At 63.5% G+C, this 20299-nt stretch carries 20 protein-coding genes; 14 read left to right on the top strand and 6 right to left on the bottom strand.

The annotated features are described in order from the left end of the window. Nucleotides 1-83 precede the first annotated feature (83 nt). Complete coding sequence (locus tag ABH922_RS23320; protein ID WP_424809191.1) at nt 84-1616, top strand: diguanylate cyclase; 1533 nt, start codon at nt 84-86, stop codon at nt 1614-1616. Nucleotides 1617-1645: 29 nt separating this feature from the next. Here the strand turns inward: ABH922_RS23320 and ABH922_RS23315 are convergent, their stop codons facing one another. Then, entirely contained in the window at nt 1646-2470 is an 825-nt protein-coding gene (locus ABH922_RS23315; RefSeq protein WP_424809190.1) for a cyclase family protein, read from the bottom strand. A 57-nt stretch (nt 2471-2527) separates the two neighbouring features. Beyond that, nucleotides 2528-2938, bottom strand: coding sequence for a TIGR03668 family PPOX class F420-dependent oxidoreductase (locus ABH922_RS23310; protein WP_424809189.1), 411 nt, complete (start codon nt 2936-2938; stop codon nt 2528-2530). Nucleotides 2939-2999: 61 nt separating this feature from the next. On the opposite strand from ABH922_RS23310, the gene ABH922_RS23305 reads away from it, so the two are divergent. Then, nucleotides 3000-4001, top strand: coding sequence for a PHP domain-containing protein (locus ABH922_RS23305; RefSeq protein WP_424809188.1), 1002 nt, complete (start codon nt 3000-3002; stop codon nt 3999-4001). Continuing rightward, nucleotides 3998-4981 carry a hypothetical protein gene (locus tag ABH922_RS23300; RefSeq protein WP_424809187.1) on the top strand — a complete coding sequence of 328 codons (984 nt, stop codon included), beginning with the start codon at nt 3998-4000 and terminating at the stop codon, nt 4979-4981. The genes ABH922_RS23305 and ABH922_RS23300 overlap by 4 nt, the downstream gene beginning before the upstream one ends. Here the strand turns inward: ABH922_RS23300 and ABH922_RS23295 are convergent. Further along, on the bottom strand, nt 4936-5970 hold the full coding sequence (locus ABH922_RS23295; RefSeq protein WP_424809186.1) for a cupin domain-containing protein: 1035 nt from the start codon (nt 5968-5970) through the stop codon (nt 4936-4938). The two genes, ABH922_RS23300 and ABH922_RS23295, sit on opposite strands and share 46 nt — an antisense overlap. A gap of 125 nt (nt 5971-6095) precedes the next feature. On the opposite strand from ABH922_RS23295, the gene ABH922_RS23290 reads away from it, so the two are divergent. After that, nucleotides 6096-6491 (top strand): nuclear transport factor 2 family protein, encoded by a 396-nt coding sequence (locus tag ABH922_RS23290; RefSeq protein ID WP_424809185.1) that lies wholly within the window; start codon nt 6096-6098, stop codon nt 6489-6491. Between the two features lie 15 nt (nt 6492-6506). Here the strand turns inward: ABH922_RS23290 and ABH922_RS23285 are convergent, their stop codons facing one another. After that, nucleotides 6507-7205, bottom strand: a complete 699-nt coding sequence (locus tag ABH922_RS23285) for a haloacid dehalogenase type II (RefSeq protein WP_424809184.1) — start codon at nt 7203-7205, stop codon at nt 6507-6509. Between the two features lie 137 nt (nt 7206-7342). On the opposite strand from ABH922_RS23285, the gene ggh reads away from it, so the two are divergent. From ggh to ABH922_RS23250, 7 genes are all read left to right on the top strand, one after another. Then, on the top strand, nt 7343-8680 hold the full coding sequence (ggh, locus tag ABH922_RS23280) for a glucosylglycerate hydrolase (protein WP_424809183.1): 1338 nt from the start codon (nt 7343-7345) through the stop codon (nt 8678-8680). Between the two features lie 64 nt (nt 8681-8744). Then, nucleotides 8745-9482: a glycoside hydrolase family 25 protein gene (locus ABH922_RS23275; RefSeq protein WP_424809182.1), complete on the top strand. Its 738-nt coding sequence runs from the start codon at nt 8745-8747 to the stop codon at nt 9480-9482. A 138-nt stretch (nt 9483-9620) separates the two neighbouring features. After that, a complete protein-coding gene (locus ABH922_RS23270) occupies nt 9621-9830 on the top strand; it encodes a hypothetical protein (protein ID WP_424809181.1) in 210 nt (69 codons plus the stop codon). Continuing rightward, a complete protein-coding gene (locus ABH922_RS23265; RefSeq protein WP_424809180.1) occupies nt 9827-10765 on the top strand; it encodes an ABC transporter ATP-binding protein in 939 nt (312 codons plus the stop codon). The genes ABH922_RS23270 and ABH922_RS23265 overlap by 4 nt, the downstream gene beginning before the upstream one ends. Then, nucleotides 10762-11550: an ABC transporter permease gene (locus ABH922_RS23260; protein ID WP_424809179.1), complete on the top strand. Its 789-nt coding sequence runs from the start codon at nt 10762-10764 to the stop codon at nt 11548-11550. The genes ABH922_RS23265 and ABH922_RS23260 overlap by 4 nt, the downstream gene beginning before the upstream one ends. Before the next feature lie 21 nt (nt 11551-11571). Next, nucleotides 11572-12714, top strand: a complete 1143-nt coding sequence (locus tag ABH922_RS23255) for a sensor histidine kinase (protein WP_424809178.1) — start codon at nt 11572-11574, stop codon at nt 12712-12714. Further along, a complete protein-coding gene (locus ABH922_RS23250) occupies nt 12711-13325 on the top strand; it encodes a response regulator transcription factor (RefSeq protein ID WP_424809177.1) in 615 nt (204 codons plus the stop codon). The genes ABH922_RS23255 and ABH922_RS23250 overlap by 4 nt, the downstream gene beginning before the upstream one ends. A 67-nt stretch (nt 13326-13392) precedes the next feature. On the opposite strand, the gene ABH922_RS23245 is transcribed toward ABH922_RS23250, so the two are convergent. Further along, entirely contained in the window at nt 13393-14136 is a 744-nt protein-coding gene (locus tag ABH922_RS23245) for an amino acid ABC transporter ATP-binding protein (protein WP_424809176.1), read from the bottom strand. A gap of 4 nt (nt 14137-14140) precedes the next feature. Next, entirely contained in the window at nt 14141-15952 is a 1812-nt protein-coding gene (locus ABH922_RS23240) for an ABC transporter substrate-binding protein/permease (RefSeq protein WP_424809175.1), read from the bottom strand. 191 nt (nt 15953-16143) lie between these two features. On the opposite strand from ABH922_RS23240, the gene ABH922_RS23235 reads away from it, so the two are divergent. From ABH922_RS23235 to ABH922_RS23225, 3 genes are read left to right on the top strand one after another with little or no spacing between them, the layout of a single operon-like run. Next, nucleotides 16144-16779 (top strand): TetR/AcrR family transcriptional regulator C-terminal domain-containing protein, encoded by a 636-nt coding sequence (locus tag ABH922_RS23235; protein ID WP_424809174.1) that lies wholly within the window; start codon nt 16144-16146, stop codon nt 16777-16779. Between the two features lie 35 nt (nt 16780-16814). After that, entirely contained in the window at nt 16815-18320 is a 1506-nt protein-coding gene (locus ABH922_RS23230) for a class I adenylate-forming enzyme family protein (protein WP_424809173.1), read from the top strand. A gap of 10 nt (nt 18321-18330) precedes the next feature. Then, nucleotides 18331-20022 (top strand): acyl-CoA dehydrogenase family protein, encoded by a 1692-nt coding sequence (locus tag ABH922_RS23225; RefSeq protein ID WP_424809172.1) that lies wholly within the window; start codon nt 18331-18333, stop codon nt 20020-20022. Nucleotides 20023-20299 lie beyond the last annotated feature (277 nt).

The following is a 20299-nucleotide window of genomic DNA, read 5'->3' as shown; positions in this document are numbered from 1 at the left end:
GTGGAGCGGCAGGTTTGCTGAGCCACGTCTGCCGCGGTTGTCCCCTACCGTAGTGGCATACGTACGCCGACAGGTATCCATCGATGACGCAATTCCGGGCGCACCGATCGTGGTTAGCTCTGGTAGGTGTCGTCGCGGTAATTGTCATTGCAGGATCCGGTCTGCTCAATCCGAGGCTGTCCGTGCTGGTCGACGATATCGCGCAACTCGTCGGCGGATTCACCGCTACCGCAGTGTGCTGGTGGACGGGGCGACAACGGGTGGGGGTCGAACGGCGGTGGCGGTTCCTCATGGCCGCCGGGATGGCCGGCTGGAGTATCGGCATGATCTTCTGGGCGCTCAACCGGTCGGTCCTCGACGAGCCGCTTCCGTCGCCGTCGATCGCCGATATCGGATTCTTCATGTTTCCGGTGTTCGCCGTCCCGGCGCTTCTGTCGTTGGTCCGTGAGCTCCCACGCCGCGAAGCGATCGGCCGGGTTCACCTCTCCATCGTGCTCACCCTCGACGGACTGGTGGCCGTCGGGGCCCTGTTCATCCTGACCTGGTCGACGGCACTCGGTGCGGTCGCGCACACCGGGGACAGTGACACGGTGGGATTCCTCGTCGCACTCATGTACCCGGTCACGGACTTCGTCCTCATCGCCATGGTTCTGTTGATGATCATCGGGCCGAGGACGCTGACGCAGGCTCGGCAACCGCTGATGTTCCTCGGCGGTGGTCTCGTGATGCTCGCGCTCTCCGACAGTATCTACACCTATCTGGTCGCGGTCGGTGCCGAGACCATGCCGACGGTAGCGGACGCCGGATTCATCGCGGGCCCACCGTTGATCGCCCTGGCGGCGTTGGCGTCGTCCGGGGAGCGGACGGTCGGACCCACGAAGATGCTGTGGCCGAGTAGCCGAACCCAACTGCTGTTGCCCTACGTCCTGATCGCCGTGACCGCAGCGATCGTCACCGTGCAGGTGTTGATCGGAAGCGGTCTGGACCCGGTCGTGTTTCTTCTCGGCATCATGGTGTTGGTGCTGGCGGTCGTCCGCCAGATTCTCACGTTGCTGGAGAACGAGGCCCTCCTCGAACGGATTTCCGCCGCGCAGGACGAGCTTCGTTATCAGGCTCGTCATGATCCGCTGACGGCGTTGGCAAATCGGGCGGCATTCGACGAGCACGTGGCCGACGCCATCGACGATCACCGACGCTCGCGGTCCGACTGGGCGCTCCTGCTCGTGGACCTGGACAACTTCAAACAGGTCAACGACCAGTTCGGCCACATGGTCGGTGACGGTCTCCTCGTCGTTCTCGCGGGCCGCCTTCGTGCTGTGGTTCCTCGCTGGGCTGTCGTCGCCCGATTCGGTGGCGACGAATTCACGGTGCTCGTGCAGGCGAGACTCGCCGACGCCGTCGAGGTCGCGGAATCGGTGGTCGAGGAGCTCGGTCGTGAGCACACGGTCCAGGACAACCTGGTCAAGGTGGGGGCCAGCGTCGGAGTCGCGCATTTCGCGATGGTGGACGAACCGATCAGTGCGCACGCCCTACTCCGGCACGCGGACGCGGCGATGTACCAGGCGAAGAGAAGTGGAAAGGGCTCTGTGGTCGTGTACGACGAAAGTCGTCGGTGACGATCAGAGCTTCGGGGTGGTAAGCGTGCTCAGCGCCGCACGAGCGCATACACAGTCGCTGGTGAGCCCGATCCGGCTTTGTTGATCACGCCGCCGACCAGGACGTGAGCACCGGTGGTGGGCAAGGCCGCCAGGTTGTTCAGATTTTCGAGGCTGATTCGATGCTTGTCGTACAGGGCGGTGGAAGCGGGATAGGTCTCGTCGTTTCCGAGATCCGGCCCGAAGGTATCGGTGCCCAGCGCGCCTCTGGTGCCCAGGCGACCGGTCTCGATCAACCAGTTGACCGCCTCCACCGAGAATCCCGGTTGGTGCGTGACGCCGTCGGAGTCGACATTGGCGTAACTGTCGCTACCCCAGCGTGACTCCCATCCCGTCCACGCGATCACTGCTGCTCCATCGGGAATCCTTCGATTCTTCGACTCCCATTCTTCGAGGTCGGCGACGGTGACGGCGTAGTCGGCATCGGCAGCCGCCTCGGCGCGAATGTCGATCTTGACGGCCGGAAGAAACAGATCGGCAGGCTCGAGCTGGTCGGCAGTGAGCCCACCTTCCTGGAAATGTGCCGGCGCGCCCCAATGCGTCCCCGTGTGTTCGCCTTCCTTCACGTACTGCAGGTAGTACCCGTCGGCGGCGATCGTCGCGGCCGTCTCGAGGGTGAAGGCGGGGTCACCCGGGAACACCGGTGTGGTGGCCGGATCGTTGACATGGGAGAGCGAGACGATCTGTACCAGTTGATCCAACGGTACGGCGTCCTCGTCCGACGAGCCGGATACGGAACCGGTGCCGATCATCCGAGTGCCCGCCACCAAGGTGATTCCGGTAGCTGCCTGCTGAAGTAGTTCACGTCGTCGCATCGATCCCCCACCATGTCGACTGAAAATCTCGCCTCTTCGAACTCGTTTCGTCGAACCTTAGGCGACAGAGGACCACGCCGACCACCTGAGATCGCGTACCACTGTCACCGGTCCGCTCGGTCGAACGTCGACGTACTGGTGATACTTCGTCGCCAAGGCGTCCACCGCGAGCTCGGCTTCCGGGGTGCCCGGGGCCAGCACCTCGGCGTCGCCGTCGACACGCACCCACCACAACTGCGACCAGTCGTCGTCGTAGTGATCGACCAGCAGGCTCACGCGGCCGGTCTCCTCGATGTTGCGCAGTCGTCGCAGCGCGGTGGTGGTTTTGGGTTTGTGATCGACACACGAATACAGGACAGCGCCACTGACGGCGAATACCAGCGGTACCAGGTGGGGCATCCCGTCGGCACCGACGGTGGCCAATCGGGCCACTCGGGCGGCGGCAAATCGGGTACGTGCGTCATCCATACCCACCAGGGTATGAGCCTCGAGGGTTGTCGCGGGCAGTTCGGAACGGGACAGTGGACGCATGGATCCCACAGAGGCACTCCGCGAGATCGCGTACTGGCTCGAGCGTTCGCGCGCCGAAACCCATCGGGTGAAGGCGTATCGCCGAGCGGCCGACGTGTTCGCCGGGCTCTCCGACGACGAGCGGCAACATCGCCGCAGCGCCGGAACGTGGACAGCGCTCACCGGTATCGGACCCAAGACGGCCACGGTGATCGCCCAGGCGTACGACGGTGTGCCCGAGTATCTGACCGGGCTTCGCGACGCCGCGGAGCCTATCGCCGAGGGTCCGCTACGGCAGGCGTTGCGCGGTGATCTGCACACGCACTCCGACTGGTCGGACGGCGGCAGTCCCATCGAGGAGATGATGCGCCGAGCCGTCGCGCTCGGCCACGACTATTGCGCTTTGACCGACCACTCCCCCCGCCTGAGCGTCGCCAACGGTCTGTCCGCCGATCGTCTGCGGGCTCAGCTCGACGTGATCGCCGGACTCAACGCGGAGTTGGCGCCGTTTCGGATTCTCACCGGCATCGAAGTGGACATCCTCGATGACGGCTCACTCGATCAGGACCCGGATCTGCTCGACGAACTCGACGTCGTCGTTGCGAGTGTGCACTCCAAACTGCGCGCCGAATCCGGAGCCATGACGCGCAGAATGCTTGCTGCCGTCCGTAATCCACGCGTCGATGTCCTCGGACACTGCACCGGGCGTCTCGTCGAAGGGGCACGGGGTACTCGTCCGGAATCGACGTTCGACGCGCAGCAGGTGTTCGACGCCTGCCGCGAGGCCGGTACCGCCGTCGAGATCAACTCGAGGCCCGAACGACGTGATCCGCCGTCTCGCCTGATCGAGCTGGCTCTGGCGTCGGGTTGTGTGTTCTCGATCGACACCGACGCTCACGCGCCGGGCCAGTTGGCATGGCAGGGATACGGTTGTGAGCGGGCGGAGAAGTGCGGGGTGCCTGCCGACCGGGTGGTCAACACCTGGGACGTCGAGACGTTGCTGGACTGGGCGGAAAATTGAGGGGGCCGACGCGGCTGCTTCTCGCGTTGGTACCACTCGGTCTGGTGGTCGGCCTCGGAGCCTGTTCCGACGATTGGTTCCGTGGTGACACGGAGTCGTTTCGGCCCCCCGATGCCACCGTTGTCGATCACGCCGACTGTTTCGGACCGAACACACGATCTCAGCTTGTCGAGATCGGTAGGAATGCCGACGTCCGAGTTGTCGAGGACGATCAGTCCGGTTATCCGCCTGACTCTTTCGATCCGGTGACAGTGGTTCGATGCGAGCTCGGCCGCGACGCGGCACAGAAGCCGACCATCGACACCGTCACCCTCGACGGAGACGTCGGCGCTGTCCGGGATGCGTTCAGGGTCCAGTCGAGACGCTTTCGGGACGGAGTGTTTGCTTCGTGTGCGATTCACGAGATCGTGCCGGCTGCACTCTGGCTCGTCGATACCACCGGGCGGGCCGTCGAACTGGCGTGGCCCGCCCGCCCGTGCGGGTATCAGGACGGCCCGGTGCAGCCGCTACGGAATTTACGCGAAGTCGATCGGACATCGGAGTCCACCGTTGTCGCCGACGCGAATACGGCCTGTGATCGGCAGTTCTTCGATCAGTTCGAGCGGACCGACGCCGCGCAGGTCGACGATGTCCGGGGCAGACTCGAACGGGGTGAGATGTACAATCCGCTCGACAACGAACTGGCGACACCGATCACCGACGTCGGCGGGTTGGTGATATGCCGATCATCCGAATCGGGTTCGGTCAGTGGTATTCGATTGACGCAGAAGGACAGTCGAGAGCTGATGGTCGCGATATCGCAGGCGTCGTACGCTCCGCCGTGTGATCTGGCGGCGACGGCGATCGCGCAGACGACTCTTCTTCGTGCCGACGGCTCGGGAGGTACCGACGTTTTCGTCGAACTCGACGGCTGTCGGCGTGCGCTTCTCAATGGTTACCTGTCCACGCCCGACTGGGCGATCGAGACTATGTCCCGCTGATCGACAACATCTTTCGACAGTGCATCGGGTTGCTTGCCTGATCGTCGACGGTAGCTTCCGGGCGAGCTGTGAAAGGTCCGACTGAAGGCCTTGCCGAAGGCGAACGGCGAGCTGTATCCGACCCGCGATGCCACCGAGGACAACGGCATGTCGGTCTCCCGAAGCAGTTTCCCGGCGAGTGTCATCCGCCGGCGGGTCAGGTAGGTCATGGGCGGTTCGCCGACCGAATCGGTGAATCGGCGAGCGAAGGCGGTCCGGGACATTCCGGCCTTGTCCGCCAAGGTCTGCACCGTCCACGGCTCAGCCGGAGAACGCTGAATGCTCTCGAGAGCAGCTCGGATTGCGGGGTCCTGCAATGCTTGTGGCCACCCGGGTACCCCGCGCTGCGCCTGCTGTCGATACCAGGTGCGCAGCACGTACAGGATCAACAGGTCGAGTAGTGCAGGTACGGCGGCGCTGGATCCCGGCTCGCCCTGGGCTACTTCGATGTGCAGAAGGTTCACCACGGCCGGTAAAGGATCCTCGATCGGTACCGAATCAGCCGGGAAGTGCACGACGTCGGGTAATTGGGCGATGACGGGGTGCGGCCGGGTGCGATCGAGGGCGTAGACGCCACAGAGGAAGACCGTCCGCCGGCCCTCGCCAGTCGATGCGAAGGTCGGCCACTGATCTTTCGTGGCGCTCACGCTCACGTCCACGAGCGGGGTGTCCGGTCGGTCGGCCAGGACGCAGCCGACTCCGTTCGGGGTGAAGACGACGTCTCCGGCGTGAAGTTGGACCGGACTGGGGCTCAGTGGTGGTAACAACCAGGGGGAGCCTTCGAGTACTACGAGAAATCCGGCGCCGGGGTCGCCGGTGAATCGCAGGCCCCACTGCCCGGACAGTTCGGTTCTCCTGGCGATCGGGGTACCGGTTCTCATCGATGTGACAATGTCTCCGATTACGTCCACCTGTCGAACATACAGCCCGGATGCGGGACGATCGGACATCAATCGGACGCTTTGAGACATTGTCCGTACTTTTTCTCGGTCATACGATGGGAAATGTTCGTCGGCGAAGACGCCACGAATCACCTGAATTCTCAGGGCACCGAACCGAGCGAAAGACGCCGAAAATGAGTTCCACCGAAGTGCAGCACGACAACGCCGCGATCGTCCGTCGAGTATACGAAGCCGCCTTCGCCGGGGACGCGACTGCGTTCGCGGCCGTGATGGCCGAGGATTTCGAAGAGGACGTACCGCCTGTTCTTCCCTGGGGCGGCACCCATCGTGGTGCCGATGCATTCATGAACAACGTGCTTCCGCTGCTGGCCGGAGCCGTGGACTTCACCAGTATGAAGCTGATCAGCCTCGCTGCCGACGGCGAGCATGTGGCGGCCCTGCTCACAGCGAAATCCATTGAGGGGGAAGAATTGTGGATCTCCGAACACTGGACGATGCGCGAGGGCAAGGCTGTCCACATGCGGGTGTTCTATCATGACACCACCCCGCTGCTGAAGAACGCGGTGTAGGCCGGGTGGGCGTGCTCAGTGCGCCAACTGTGCGGCCAGGTCCAGGAAATCGTGGGCATTGAGATCGAACTCGTCGGAGAAGGCGACGTCCGGGTTGCCGTGGGTTCCGAATTCGAGGGGGCGAGCGACGAAAGCGGTTCGGAACCCGAGAGCTTTCGCTGCCCGAATGTCGTATTTGTGGCTCGCGACCATCATGATCTCACCGGGCTCGTAGCCGAGATATCGGGCCGCCATCGCGTAGATCGTGGGATCAGGTTTGAAGACTCCGGCCATTTCGGCGGTGAACACCGCGTGCCAGGGCAGATTTCCGTGCCGAGCGATGCTGACAGCCGCGTCGACGTCGGCATTCGACAGTGCGGCAATGGTGTACTGCTGCCGAAGAGCGATCAACCCGGCCACGGTGTCTGGCCAGGGGTCGAGGAACTTCCACGCAGTGGTGAGCTCTTCCTGTTCGGCATCGGAGAGGGCGATCGCCTCTCGTTCCAGGAGGTTGATGAGCGCTGTGCGGTAGATCGAATGTACAGTCACCCATTTTCCGGTATGCGATTGTGCTTCAGATGTTTTGGCAAAGTACTCCGTGCGCCACCGGTTCACGAACCTGGACCAGTCGACGTCGGCATCGCTGATGCGACGGGCCTCGCGGCAGAGCGTGCTGTGGAAATCGGTCGCGGTGCCTTGGACGTCGAACAGGAGCGCCTTGATCTTCTCGCGCACACGGCCTCCACCCCGAGATCAGCTGACGGTCCCTGCCACCATAGCGTGAAGGAATCGGCACAAGACTTGGTTGAGAATTTTGTCCGATCTCTCCCTGGGCGAGCGCGGGAGGCGGGCGCGCCGCAGAATAGTTGACTATGGCCGACCGCGGATTCACCTCGACACAGCTCGCCGCCCGAGCTGCCTACTTGCTGCGGGGCAACGATCTGGGGACCATGACCAGCGCTGCCCCCAAGTTGTACCCCCACATGTGGAGCTGGGACGCGGCGTTCGTGGCGGTCGGTCTCGCTCCGCTCAGCGTCGAACGCGCGGTGGTCGAACTGGATACTCTGCTTTCCGCCCAGTGGAAGAACGGCATGATCCCCCACATCGTGTTCGCCAGTGGCGTGGACGGCTACTTCCCCGGTCCGAAACGCTGGGACGTCAATGCTCTGGCGGCGCACGCCCCGGCCGGTACCGCCACGTCCGGCATCACCCAACCGCCCGTTCATGCCATCGCGGTTCAGCGGATCCTCGATCATTCCCGGCGGCACGGGCGTACCACCCGAGCGGTCGCCGAGGAATTCCTGAACCGTCGGTGGGGTGATCTCGTCCGCTGGCATCGTTGGCTTGCCGAAGCCAGGGATCTGAGCGGTCACGGGCGCATCGCGCTGTACCACGGCTGGGAGTCGGGAATGGACAATTCACCGCGGTGGGATCGGGCGTACTCGAATGTCGTCGCGGGCGCTGTACCGGATTATCAGCGCGCGGACGTGGCGATCGTGACGGATACCTCGCAGCGGCCCACCGATCACGAGTACGACCGTTACCTGTGGTTGCTCGAAGAGATGAAAGCGGTGCAGTACGACGATGCGCGACTGGCCACAGCGATGAGCTTCGCAGTGGAGGACGTGTTCGTCAGCGCCGTGTTCGCTCTGGCTTGTGATGTGTTGGCGACCATCGGAGAGGAACACTCCAGGCCCCGATCCGATGTTCGGGAACTTCGGGGCTGGGCAGATCGCTTCCGGCAGGGCGTCATCGCAACCACGGATGAGCGTTCCGGTGCAGCAAAGGATTTCGATCTTCGCAGTGGGCGTTGGGTGCAGACGGAGACCATCGCGATGTTTGCGCCCCTGTTGTGTGGCGGTCTCGAACGTGATGCCGAGCGAGCGTTGCTCCGGACGTTCGAAGGCCCGAAATTCTGTACCCACCCGGACATGAAATTTGCTGTGCCACCGTCTACTTCGCCGGTATCGGGGGATTTTCGGTCGCGCGAGTACTGGCGTGGCCCGGTCTGGCCGGTGATCACCTGGTTGTTCTCGTGGGCGTTTGCCAGGCGGGGCTGGGCGGAGCGATCACATCTGTTGCGATCGGAGGGACTTCGCCAGGCGAGTGACGGCAGTTTCGCAGAATACTACGAGCCGTTCACCGGTGAGCCGCTGGGAAGTATGCAGCAGTCGTGGACGGCAGCCGCGGTTCTCGACTGGTTGGGTTGACCGAGATGTCTGGGTTTTCTGTTGTATGCGTGCATAATTCGGCTTCGGGCCGTACCCTCTCTGCATGGTCGACCGACGGATTGTCAGAAGGCTCACCCCGCTCGTTTTCGCAGCCGCCTTCGCGGTAGCCGCGCCGAGCATCGCCACGGCTGCGCCACCGAGTGGTCCGGACGTCTCGTCGTGGCAGCATGTCGACGGCACCGGAATCGACTGGGCGCAGGTACGGGCGTCCGGGCACCAATTCGCGATGGTCAAGGCCACGGAAGGTCTGGGGTACGTCAATCCGTACTTCGTGCAGGACTGCCTGCTCATGAGAGCGGCCGGGGTGTCGCGCGGGGCGTATCACTACGCCGACGTCCGGCAGTCTCCCGAAGCTCAGGCAGCGCTGTACTCGCTGGTCGTCCTCGGCATCAACGGGCCGGGTGATCTGCCGCCCGTCCTCGACCTCGAGGATGCCAAGGGGCTGCCTCCTGCCCAGGTCATCGACTGGGCTCACCGCTATCTCGATACCGTCCAGGCGCTCACCGGACGGCAACCGATCATCTACACCTACCCGAACTTCTGGCGCTCTGCCATGGCGAACACCACCGAGTTCAACCACTACCCCCTGTGGATTGCCGACTACAACGGCCAGAGCGCGCCAGGTCCGCTACCCGGTGGATGGGCGAATTGGACGTTCTGGCAGACCACGGATTCCGGCCGGATTCCGGGCATCAGCGCAAACACCGACATCAACGTCTACAGCGGCGCGCAGGGCAACTTCGACGTCTACGCCAACAGTGTCGGATTCGGCGGCAGCTGACCACCTGCTCGACCGGCATGACATTTGTCAGCGACCACCCGTGACACTGTCATCGCACCCGATGACACCGCGCACTATTACCGGAGCCTCGTAGCGGCAAAACTCGAAAGCATGAGAGAGCCACACGAGGGAAGCTTCATGACGGACCTGATGGAGATCGGGCCCGCACCGACGATGGGCCGCGAGCTGGTCGTGATCGTCGTCAACGTCGCCGTGCTGCTGGTGGTGTTCGCGATAATCGGTTCCACCCTGGTGAGCTGGATCCTGGCGGGCGCACTGACGCTGCTGTGCGTCGTTCGCTTCGTGATCGGGCTGCGCCGCTGGAACCGGCCGGAGGCGCCGCGATGAAGGGCGATACGGTCATCACCGTCGAGTCGATGACCCGTCGATACGGCGCCGGCAAGAACGCTTTCGACGCGGTCCGTGATCTGCACCTCGACGTCGCGGAGGGCGAACTGTTCGGTCTCCTCGGAACGAATGGCGCCGGAAAGACGTCCACCCTCGAAATCATTCAGGGACTGTCGCGTCCGACCGCCGGTACCGTCCGCGTCCTGGATCTCGATCCGGTGCGTGATCGTAGGAAGCTCCGACCCTCGCTGGGAATCATGCTCCAGAAGGGCGGTCTGCCACAGGATCTGACCGCTCGCGAATCCCTGACCATGTGGGCCGGAACCTGCACGCGTCCACTGCCCGTCGACGACGTGCTCGAGCGTGTCGACATGCGTGAGCGCGCCGACACCCGCGTCAAGTTCCTCTCCGGCGGTGAAGCGCGCCGACTCGACCTGGCATGTGCGATCATCGGCCGGCCGCTCGTGCTGTTCCTCGACGAACCCACTACCGGACTCGATCCCGAAAGTCGCCGCAACACCTGGAAGTTGATTGCAGACCTCAAGGCGTCGGGCGTCACCATCATGTTGACGACGCACTACCTCGACGAAGCCGAATCGCTCTGTGACCGGCTGGCGATCATGCACCGCGGCGCGGTGGTCCGGGGCGGAACCGTCGAGGAAGTGGTCTCCGATCATCCCGCCGAGATCAAACTGCACCGCCCGGCGGCGGCGCTGCCGCAACTACCCGGAGCGCATGTACGGGTGGCGGGTGATTCGGTGGTGATCTCCACCCGGACCGTCCAGGAAACCCTCACCGAACTGCTCGTGTGGGCTCAGCACGCCCAAGTCACCCTGACCGGGCTGGATGCGCGTGCTGCGTCGTTGGAAACCGTATTCCTCTCCATCGCAGATCAATTCGATTCCCACGCCACCCGTCGAGGAGTTCCGGCATGAATCACGTAGCCACCCTCGCGCGGTCAGAGTTCACCCTGCTGGGCCGAAATCGCCTCCTGCTCTTCAACGCCGTCGTCTTCCCGCTGCTCTTTCCCATCGGGATGCTGGCCATCTCGCGAGGCGGCGGCGAACTCTCCGACAAGGCCGTCGGCACGGCCCTGGAAGTGTTCGCGATGTTCCTGCTCGTCTTCGTCGTCTTCTACAACCTGCTGTCCGTGTATTCGACACGCCGTGACGAACTGGTACTCAAGCGTCTGCGGACCGGCGAATGCTCCGACGCCGAAATCCTGGCCGGACCGGCCGTACCGTCGTGGATTCTGACCGGACTGCTGACTGTGGTCGTCGGCATCGCGGTGATGGTTTTCGGTGGCACGGCGCCGGTCAATGCGATTCTTGTTCTGATCGCCCTGATCGGTGGCGCCGCGATGTTCACGCTGCTCGCCCTGATCACCTCCGCGATCACCCGCAACGCCGAGGCCGCGCAGATCACCTGCATGCCGGTTCTCGGCCTGGCGATCGTCGGGATGTCGAACATTCGAGACATCCTGCCGGACGCGATCGCCCGCGTCGTGGAGTTCACCCCGCTCGCAGCGGTGATCGATCTGGTGAACCTCGGCTGGTTGGGGCGCACCACGAGCGAGGTGGTTGCGGGTGCGACCGATGCACCGGCAGGCTTCGTGGACACCTTCACCGCCGCCGGGCAGCCCCTGCTGGTGATTCTCGCCTGGATCGTCGGGTGCGTGTTGATCGCCAACGTTCACTTTCGCTGGGAACCGCGCTCGTAGTTTTTTGAGAAGGTAGTGGACATGATCGCGCACAGTTTCGGTCGCCTGGCACCTACCCGGTCGTGGCGAGCCGCGTCGAATCTCGACAAGGTTCGCCAGTACACCCGTCAGTCGTTCTTCGTGCTCGGTCTGCTCTTCGGAGCGTTCGGTGTGTTCACCGAGGTGGCATCGCGCAACTACCTGGTGGCGGTCTTTCTCGCGATCGCCGCCGTAGCGGCAGTGCTCACCGTGGCACGCACACCGGAACTCGGCGGCAACGTCGACAAGCCCGTGGTCGTCCCGCTCGCAGTGACGACGGTGTCGGCCAGTAGTGCTGTCGCGATCGTTCTGGCCGGCGGTGGTGAGGACAGTTCGATCTTCTGGCTGGCAGTCGTCGTCGCTGTTCCGGTTGCGGCCTTGGTTCCGATGCGCCGGATGCTCGTTGCAACCCTGGTCGTCAGTGCACTGTTCGTGGCTGTCGGCCGGCCCGCCGTCGGGATCTATCTGTGCACTGCCTTCCTCTTCATGTGTGGGACGGTCTACCTGTCCGCGTGGCTTCTGCGGATGGTCACCGAACTCGACGAGGCGCGCGGCGCAGCGGCCGCGCTGTCGGTAGCCGAGGAACGCCTGCGGTTCTCCCGCGATCTGCACGACGTGGTCGGCCGTGCACTCTCGGCCATCGCCGTGAAAAGCGATCTCGCCGCCACCCTGTCGCGTCGCGGCGACGAGCGCGCAGCGGAGCAGATGGACGAGGTGCGGGCGCTCGCTCAGGAATCTCTGGCCGAAGCCCGCGAACTGGTACGCGGATACCGGTCGATCGCTCTGGCGTCGGAACTGGCCGGTGCCCGTTCCCTGCTCGAGGCCGCCGGTATCTCCACGGAAATAGTCGGGGCGGCCGATCGACTGCCCGTCGAACTGGCGGAGGCAGCGGCGTGGGTGGTCCGTGAAGGCGTCACCAACATTCTGCGGCACTCGTCGGCGCGCACCTGCACCATCACCGTCGAGGACCGTGCGATCACCGTCGTCAACGACGGCGGTGGACGCTCCCGATCGCCGGGGGGAACCGGTCTAGAAGGGCTGGGAGAACGGGTCGTAGCTGTCGGCGGCACACTCTCTGCTGAACTGGACGACGGTACATTCACACTCTCTGCCCGCTTTTCGTCACGAACGAGGGAGTCTCGGTGACCGAGCCCATCAAAGTCCTGCTGGCCGACGACGAGAACCTGATCCGTACGGCGCTGGCGATGATGCTCTCGCTCGAGGACGACATGGTCGTGGTCGCGGAGACGGAATCCGGTGAGGAAGCGGTACGCGTTGCCGCAGAACTCGTTCCGGATGTCGCCGTTCTCGATCTGCAGATGGCCGGCATCGACGGTATCGAGGCGGCGCACCGGATCGTCGAATCGGTACCGGGGTGTGCCTGCATCATCGTCACCAGCCACGGCCGCCCCGGATATCTGAAGAAGGCTCTCACCGCCGGGGTTCGCGGATTCCTGCCCAAGACGACTTCGGCCACGACGCTCGCCGAGGTGGTGCGCAGCGTCCACGCGGGCGGGCGGTACGTCGATCCGTCCCTGGCTGCGGAAGCCATCGGTGCGGGTGATTCGCCGCTCACTCCGCGGGAGGCGGACGTGCTCGAGTACGCCGCGGACGGTGCGTCCATCGATCAGATCGCTGCGCGGGCCCACCTGTCCGCGGGCACCACCAGGAACTATCTGTCCTCGGCCGTCACCAAACTCGGTGCGGTCAACCGCCACGAAGCTGCGGCGACCGCCCGCCGTCAGGGGTGGATCTAGGGGGCCTTCGGCCCTCGTGCGCCTTTTGGGTAGGGCGAGTTCAACCGAAAAGGCGCACCGGGAGCCCCTACAACACCTGCGACAGGAACGCCTGCAGCCGTTCGGTTTCGGGATCGTCGAAAAGTTGTTCGGGAGTGCCGGTTTCGACGACTGCACCGCGGTCCATGAACAACACCTTGTCGGAGACCGATCGAGCGAACCCCATCTCGTGGGTGACGACGACCATCGTCATGCCGGACTTCGCGAGGTCCGTCATCAGGGCGAGTACCCCTTTGACGAGTTCGGGGTCGAGGGCCGAGGTGGCCTCGTCGAAGAACATGACCTCGGGTTTCATGGCGAGTGCGCGGGCGATCGCCACCCGCTGCTGCTGACCGCCGGACAGGTTGCCAGGCCTCGAATCCGCCTTCTCCTTCAGTCCCACCAGATCCAATTGTTCGAGCGCGAGCGCCCGAGCCTGCTCCTTGGACAGGCCTTTGAGCTTGTGCGGACCCAGGGCAATGTTCTCCGCGACGGTTTTGTGCGGGAACAGGTTGAAATGCTGGAAGACCATCCCGATGCGTTGGCGCAGTACGTCGGGGTTGTCATGAAGGACAGAACGCCCGTCGAGCAGAACGTCTCCCTGCTCGGGTTCGTGGAGGCGATTGAGTACCCGCAGCAGCGTGGACTTGCCCGATCCGGACGGACCGATGACGGTGACGGTGTTACCGGCGTCGACGTGCAGGTCGACGCCGCGAAGGACCTTGTTGGCGCCGAACGAGAGGTGCAGGTCGGTGCCGGTCAGTGATACGGACTTCAGTTCAGTGCTGGTCACTGTCCTAGCCCCTTTCCACGACGATGGACTGCTCGACCGGATCGATGGTGCCCGAGGTGTCGGCGCGTCCGGTGCGAAGTCGGTTGTCGATGTAGTTGACGAGGTGGGTCAGCGGGATGGTGAGTGCGAGGTAGAACAAGCCCGCCGCCACCAGCGGTGAGAGGCTGCCGGTCTGGGCGTTGAGATCGCGTCCGACGGCGAAGAGTTCGCGTTGTGTGACGAGCAGGCCGAGGAAGTAGATCAGCGACGAGTCCTTGATGAGCGAGATGAACTGGTTCATCAGCGCCGGGAGGACGCGCCGCACACCCTGCGGGATGACGACGAGCGACATGGACTTTCGGTAGCTGAATCCGAGAGCGCGTGAGGCTTCGAGTTGGCCGGATTCGACGCTCTGGATGCCGGATCGGAAGATCTCGCCGATGTACGCCGACGCCAGCAGGGAGAGGGCGACGACACCGAGCCAGTACGGATTGCTGCCGGTGATGCCCTTGACGATGGGTCCGACGCCGAGGCCGATGATGAGGATGATGACGACGGCAGGAAGCCCGCGGAAGATATCGGTGTAGATGCGGGCAGGCCAGCGTAGCCAGCGGGTCCGCGAGATTCCGGCGACGGCGAGCAGCATGCCGAGCAGGGTGCCGATGATGCCCGACGCGAGGGCGAGGATCAGGGTGTTCGGTAGTCCGGTCTTGAGGAGATCGGGGAACGCTTTCTTGTACAGCTCCCAGTCGAAGAACGTGTCTTTCAGCTGTCCGAGTGTCGACTTCGGTTGGAACGACGCGGTGTCAGCTGCTCCGGCCGCATTTCCCGCCGCGATGGCCGCGAAGTCCGGCAGAGTCGGCGCGATGGACGCTTTGGAGCCGGGCTTCCACCCTTCGGGCAGCTGCCGGGGCACCCAGTCGGAGTACAGCTTTGCCCAGGTGCCGTCGTCGATCACGGCATCGAGGCCGGAGTTGAGAGCGTCGATCAGCGGCTGATTGTCTTTCGTGACGGCCCAACCGACGAAGTTGTTCGCGGAGAACGTGTTCTGCACGATCGAGGTGGGGTCGCCCGGAGCGATGGCACCCTCGGCCTGCTGCGCCGGTGCCACCCAGGCGTCGATCTGGCCGCTCTTGAGGTTGGCGTAGGCGGTGGCGTAGTCGGGGTATTTCACCGGGTCGAGGCCGAGGGTGTTGACGACGTAGTCGTCCTGGACGGTGCCCTGGACGACGCCGATGCGTTGGGAGGCGTTCAGGTTCTCGAAGCCCTTGATGGCGCTGCCGTTGGGAACGACGAGGGAGAAGTAACCGAAGTCGTAGCCGTTGGTGAAGCCGACCGTGTTTCGCCGATCATCGGTGGTGGTGATGGACGACGATCCGACGTCGAAGCGGCGACCGGCCACCTGGGCGAGCAGGCTCGCGAACTCGGTGCCGACGAACTCGACCTTCAATCCGAGCTTGGCGGCGACGGCCTCGAGGAGTTCGTTGTCGTATCCCGTGTACTGGTTGTCGGAGTTGACGCAGATGCTCGGTGGGGCGTCTCCGAGCGTGCCGACGGTGATGACACCCGGTTTGACGAGATTGAGTTTGGAGACGTCGATCTTGTCGATCGGAGTGACCGTGGCGGTGGTGTATTTGTCCTCCGCGGCGGCACCGGCGGCAGCGTCCAGGTTGGTGGGCGCCGCCGTGGCTGCTCCTACTCCTGGTGGTGCGCACAGATCGGTGGGAGCGGCCGAGTTGTCCGAACCGCTCGAGCACGATGACAGGGTCAGCGCCAGCAGGGCAGTGAGGAACAGTGCCACAATCAGGCGGATCTTCGCTGCTACGGAAGAAAACATGCGAGCAGCGTAAGCCCATTGCCGGTGATTTCTCGGCGTAAGTCGGATGTCTGTCTTCCGCCATGAGGGCGATGTTCTGGGCCCAGGCATTCAAATCAGCGTGATTTTAAAGCTGGCAAACATCAGAAATTGTTTGCCATACAAACTTACACCAGTTATTGTTTGTCATACAAACAAGTAGGAGTTTCTTGATGGTGACCGACGCAGTTCCGGCGGCACGTGCGAGCCGGGAATCAGGCAGGCAAACTCGACAGGCGTTGTTCGACGCCGCTACCACGCTCTTTCTCGAGCGGGGGGAGAGCGTTTCCATCGCGCAGATCTGTGCGGCTGCGGGCGCTCACCCGAACCAGGTGACCTACTACTACGGCACCAAGGAGAAACTTTTCGTCGAGGTGGCATGTGCGGCGGTGCTGCGGGCAGGCAAGCGGGCGGAGATCGACGCGGCCGAATCCGACACGGTGGGCGACTACACGGCGAAATTGGTCGGTTCGCTGCTCGGTGTCGGAGCTCCCAGCGTCGAACTGTTCGTCGAGGCGATGATGATGACGGGCCGCCGCGGTGAACTTCGTGATCTGATCTCCGAGACGCTGCGCACACTGCACTCCTCCGGCGAGGACGCACTTCTTCGTACCTTGATGCGCACCGGCTGGACTCTGCGTGCCGGTATCGACGTCGAGTCCAAGGCCTTCTGGTCTGCGATCTTCGGACTGGTAATCCAGAAGAGCGCCACCGGAGAAAGTTTCGGCTACTCGCTCGAGGAAGCGGTGGCCGTCATGTTCGCCACTCTCCAGATTCCGGCCTCCGTGCTGAGCCGGCAGTTGGACTGAGTTACTCCCCCAAGATGATCGTGTAAAGGATTTCGATGGACATCGTTCGTATCTTCGACAGTAATGTCAGCAAGTCGCCGGACAAGCCGTTCCTGATCTTCGACGGCCACGAGCACACGTATGCCGCCGTGCAGAGCGGTAGCCGCCGGGCTGCTACGTACCTGCAGGAGCTGGGCGTGGGACGTGGCGACCGAGTGGCTCTGATGTGTTACAACACACCAGGATTCGTCTATGCAATGCTCGGCGCCTGGCGGGTGGGTGCGGTGGTGGTCCCCGTCAACCACAAGATGCAGACGCCGGAGGTCGCGTATGTTCTCGAGCACGCGAAGGTCTCGGTATGCGTCTTCGACGGTGAACTTGCGCCGGTGGTCGGACGCCTGGAGACGACGGCCACCCTGGTCAGCACGGATACCGCAGTCGAGGGCTTCGACTTCTTCGACGACGCGATTGCCGGTGTGGACGGATCCGACGGTATCGCGATCGACGAGAACGATCCGGCCGAAATCCTGTACACGTCGGGAACTACCGGAGCGCCCAAGGGTTGCGTACACAGCCATCGCAACGTGGTCGGAGTTGCTGTCACCGCCGGTCTCGCCGTGTCCACGACGCGCGACGAGCGACTGCTGATGGCTGTACCGATCTGGCATGCGTCCCCGCTGAACAACTGGTTCATGTCCACCCTGTACATGGGCGGAACCGTTGTGCTCCTTCGTGAGTATCATCCGGTGAGATTCCTCGAAGCCGTTCAGCAGCAACGCATTACTCTGTGCTTCGGCCCGCCCGTCATCTACACCACCGCACTGAACCTGGTGCCGAACTTCGCGGACTACGACTTGAGTAGCGTCCGAGCGTGGTTGTACGGCGGCGGACCTATCGGCGCGGACGTCGCCCGCAAGCTCGTACAGTCGTACGGCACCACAGAATTTCGTCAGGTCTACGGCATGACCGAAACCGGACCGGTGGGTACCGTGCTGTACCCGGACGAGCAGCTGACCAAGGCCGGCTCCATCGGCCGAGTCGCGTTGGCCGGCGTCGATCTACGTCTGGTCGGTGAGGACGGGCGTGACGTCGAGCCTGAGCAGATCGGCGAGATCTGGTTGCGTGCCGACACTGTCATGCAGGGCTATCTCGACGATCCAGATTCCACCGCAGCGGTTTTCGTGGACGGTGACTGGTATCGCACCGGCGATCTCGCCCGTAAGGACACGGACGGATATCTGTTCGTCGTCGATCGTGCAAAGGACATGATCATCACCGGCGGCGAGAACGTCTACTCCAAGGAAGTCGAGGACGTCATTTCCGGGCATCCGGACGTGATCGACGTCGCGGTGGTCGGAAAGCCCAACGAGGAGTGGGGTGAGACCGTCGTCGCCCATGTCGTGTGGCGAGAACCCGACGTGATCAGTGCGCAGGACGTCAAGGACTACCTCGCGGACAAGTTGGCGCGGTACAAGATTCCCCGCGAGATCGTGTTCACGAGCATTCTTCCCCGTACTCCCACCGGCAAGATCCAGAAGCATCTCATCCGAGCAGCGAGCTGAAAGGCCTGTCATGACCGAAGTTTCCGACGTCACCGTCACCCATCCGGCGCCCCATCGCACGCATGCGGTGCTCAATCAGTCGGTCCCCCGTACCGACGTCAACGAATTCCTCCTGGACCCGGTGCTCGTCGAGGGTGTCACCCGCCACGATGCCGGTTGGGCCACCGGAGAACTCACTGCCGTCGGTGAGTTGGTGGGAAGTGCGAGCTTCCAGCACGACGCCGAGCTCGCCAATACCGTCGTCCCCGAACTGAAGACGTTCGACCGCTGGGGTAACCGGATCGACGAGGTCGAATACCACCCGTCGTACCACCGCATCATCTCCGCGGCGGTTGCGCACGGCGCGCACACTTCGGCATGGGCAGATCCGAAGCCCGGAGCCAATGTGGCTCGTGCCGCCACGTTCATGCTCTTCGGCCAGGTGGAGCCCGGACACGCCTGCCCGATCTCGATGACGCACGCGGTCATTCCCTCCTTGGAGTTGCAGCCCGACGTTGCGGCGCTGTGGACTCCGCGCGCACTCTCTCGCAGCTATACCCCTGAACTGGATGCGCCCGGCAAGGCATCCGCGATCTTCGGCATGTCCATGACGGAAAAGCAGGGCGGCTCCGACGTGCGAGCCAACACCACGATCGCCAAGCCGGCCGGCCGCGGCGGGCCCGGCGCTGACTACTTGCTCACCGGCCACAAGTGGTTCTGCTCGGCACCGATGTCCGATGCCTTCCTGGTCCTCGCACAGGCGGAAGGTGCTGCAGGCGAAGGTCTTTCCTGCTTCCTACTCCCCCGCATCCTGCCGGACGGCACTCGCAACGTCTTCCGGATTCAGCGCTTGAAGAACAAGCTGGGCAACAAATCCAACGCATCGTCCGAGATCGAACTCGACGGCACGGTCGGGACCATGATCGGTGAGCCCGGGCGTGGTGTGCGGACCATCATCGAGATGGTGTCCCAGACCAGGCTCGACTGCATCCTCGGTAGCACTGCCGGGATGCGGCAGTCGGTGGCCGAGGCGGTGTGGCATGCCCGGCACCGCAGCGCATTCGGTGCGGTCCTGGCCGATCAACCGGCGATGACGTCTGTGTTGGCGGATCTGGCTCTCGAATCCGAGGCCGCCACGATCACCGCACTGCGGCTCGCACGAGCGCAGGACGACGATGCCGACGAGCAGGAGAAGAGTTTCCGGCGCTTGGCCACGGCGGTGGCGAAGTACTGGATCTGCAAGCGTGGTCCGCACCACGCCTACGAGGCCCTCGAATGTCTTGGTGGAAACGGCTATACGGAAGATTTCCCGCTGGCACGTCGGTACCGTGAGCAGCCGGTGATGGCGGTCTGGGAGGGTTCGGGCAATGTGATCGCGCTCGATGTTCTGCGGGCCATGACCCGTGAACCGGACTCGGTGGCCGCGTTCGATGCGGAGGTGAATCTCGCTCGTGGCGCCAACGCGACGTTGGACGCGCACCTCGACCGTCTGCGATCCCGGCTCGGCGAGCTCGCCGGGATGAGTGCTGTAGATGCTCAGTTCCGCGCCCGTAGCGTCGTGGAAGCGATGGCGCTGGCGCTGCAGGCGTCGTTGCTGGTGCGGTACAGCCCGGATTCGTCTGCGGATGCCTTCGTGGCGGCGCGACTGGGCGAAGACAGAGGCCACGAGTACGGAACGCTGTCCTCGGGAACGGATTTCGCCGCCATTCTGGAGCGTGTGTAAAGAAATAGGTAAAGGACGTCCATTCCGACCTGTCGTCGGTATTCGGACTGGTTGGTTTTGAAGCGGTGTTTGTCGTCGGTCGCAAATGTGGCGGATGACAAACACCGCTTTTGTTTTCCTCAACGAATTCCCTCGTCGAAAAAACGGAACTTTGGGACGTACTTCGCAATTCGCTTGGATTTGAATATTCGTACCAGAAAGCGTTGATGGGGTGAATTGCATCTGTTATGGTTTCGTAATTCCATCCAAGGGAAGATCCGGGGGAGTCGATGACATT

It is taken from the genome of Rhodococcus sp. 27YEA15, from assembly GCF_049739425.1.
In the GTDB taxonomy this organism is placed as follows: Bacteria; Actinomycetota; Actinomycetes; order Mycobacteriales; family Mycobacteriaceae; genus Rhodococcus_F.
Note: the sequence above shows the minus strand (reverse complement) of the source record. Positions and strands in the feature narration are given on the sequence as shown.

Bases quoted from the DNA above. Each gene is read 5' to 3' on its own strand.
- ABH922_RS23295 (WP_424809186.1), bottom strand. From the start codon at position 5,970: ATGTCCGATCGTCCCGCATCCGGGCTGTATGTTCGACAGGTGGACGTA.
- ABH922_RS23320 (WP_424809191.1), top strand. From the start codon at position 84: ATGACGCAATTCCGGGCGCACCGATCGTGGTTAGCTCTGGTAGGTGTC.
- ABH922_RS23235 (WP_424809174.1), top strand. From the start codon at position 16,144: ATGGTGACCGACGCAGTTCCGGCGGCACGTGCGAGCCGGGAATCAGGC.
- ABH922_RS23315 (WP_424809190.1), bottom strand. From the start codon at position 2,470: ATGCGACGACGTGAACTACTTCAGCAGGCAGCTACCGGAATCACCTTG.
- ABH922_RS23275 (WP_424809182.1), top strand. From the start codon at position 8,745: ATGGTCGACCGACGGATTGTCAGAAGGCTCACCCCGCTCGTTTTCGCA.
- ABH922_RS23225 (WP_424809172.1), top strand. From the start codon at position 18,331: ATGACCGAAGTTTCCGACGTCACCGTCACCCATCCGGCGCCCCATCGC.
- ggh (WP_424809183.1), top strand. From the start codon at position 7,343: ATGGCCGACCGCGGATTCACCTCGACACAGCTCGCCGCCCGAGCTGCC.
- ABH922_RS23255 (WP_424809178.1), top strand. From the start codon at position 11,572: ATGATCGCGCACAGTTTCGGTCGCCTGGCACCTACCCGGTCGTGGCGA.
- ABH922_RS23265 (WP_424809180.1), top strand. From the start codon at position 9,827: ATGAAGGGCGATACGGTCATCACCGTCGAGTCGATGACCCGTCGATAC.
- ABH922_RS23290 (WP_424809185.1), top strand. From the start codon at position 6,096: ATGAGTTCCACCGAAGTGCAGCACGACAACGCCGCGATCGTCCGTCGA.
- ABH922_RS23310 (WP_424809189.1), bottom strand. From the start codon at position 2,938: ATGGATGACGCACGTACCCGATTTGCCGCCGCCCGAGTGGCCCGATTG.
- ABH922_RS23305 (WP_424809188.1), top strand. From the start codon at position 3,000: ATGGATCCCACAGAGGCACTCCGCGAGATCGCGTACTGGCTCGAGCGT.
- ABH922_RS23240 (WP_424809175.1), bottom strand. From the start codon at position 15,952: ATGTTTTCTTCCGTAGCAGCGAAGATCCGCCTGATTGTGGCACTGTTC.
- ABH922_RS23230 (WP_424809173.1), top strand. From the start codon at position 16,815: ATGGACATCGTTCGTATCTTCGACAGTAATGTCAGCAAGTCGCCGGAC.
- ABH922_RS23260 (WP_424809179.1), top strand. From the start codon at position 10,762: ATGAATCACGTAGCCACCCTCGCGCGGTCAGAGTTCACCCTGCTGGGC.
- ABH922_RS23270 (WP_424809181.1), top strand. From the start codon at position 9,621: ATGACGGACCTGATGGAGATCGGGCCCGCACCGACGATGGGCCGCGAG.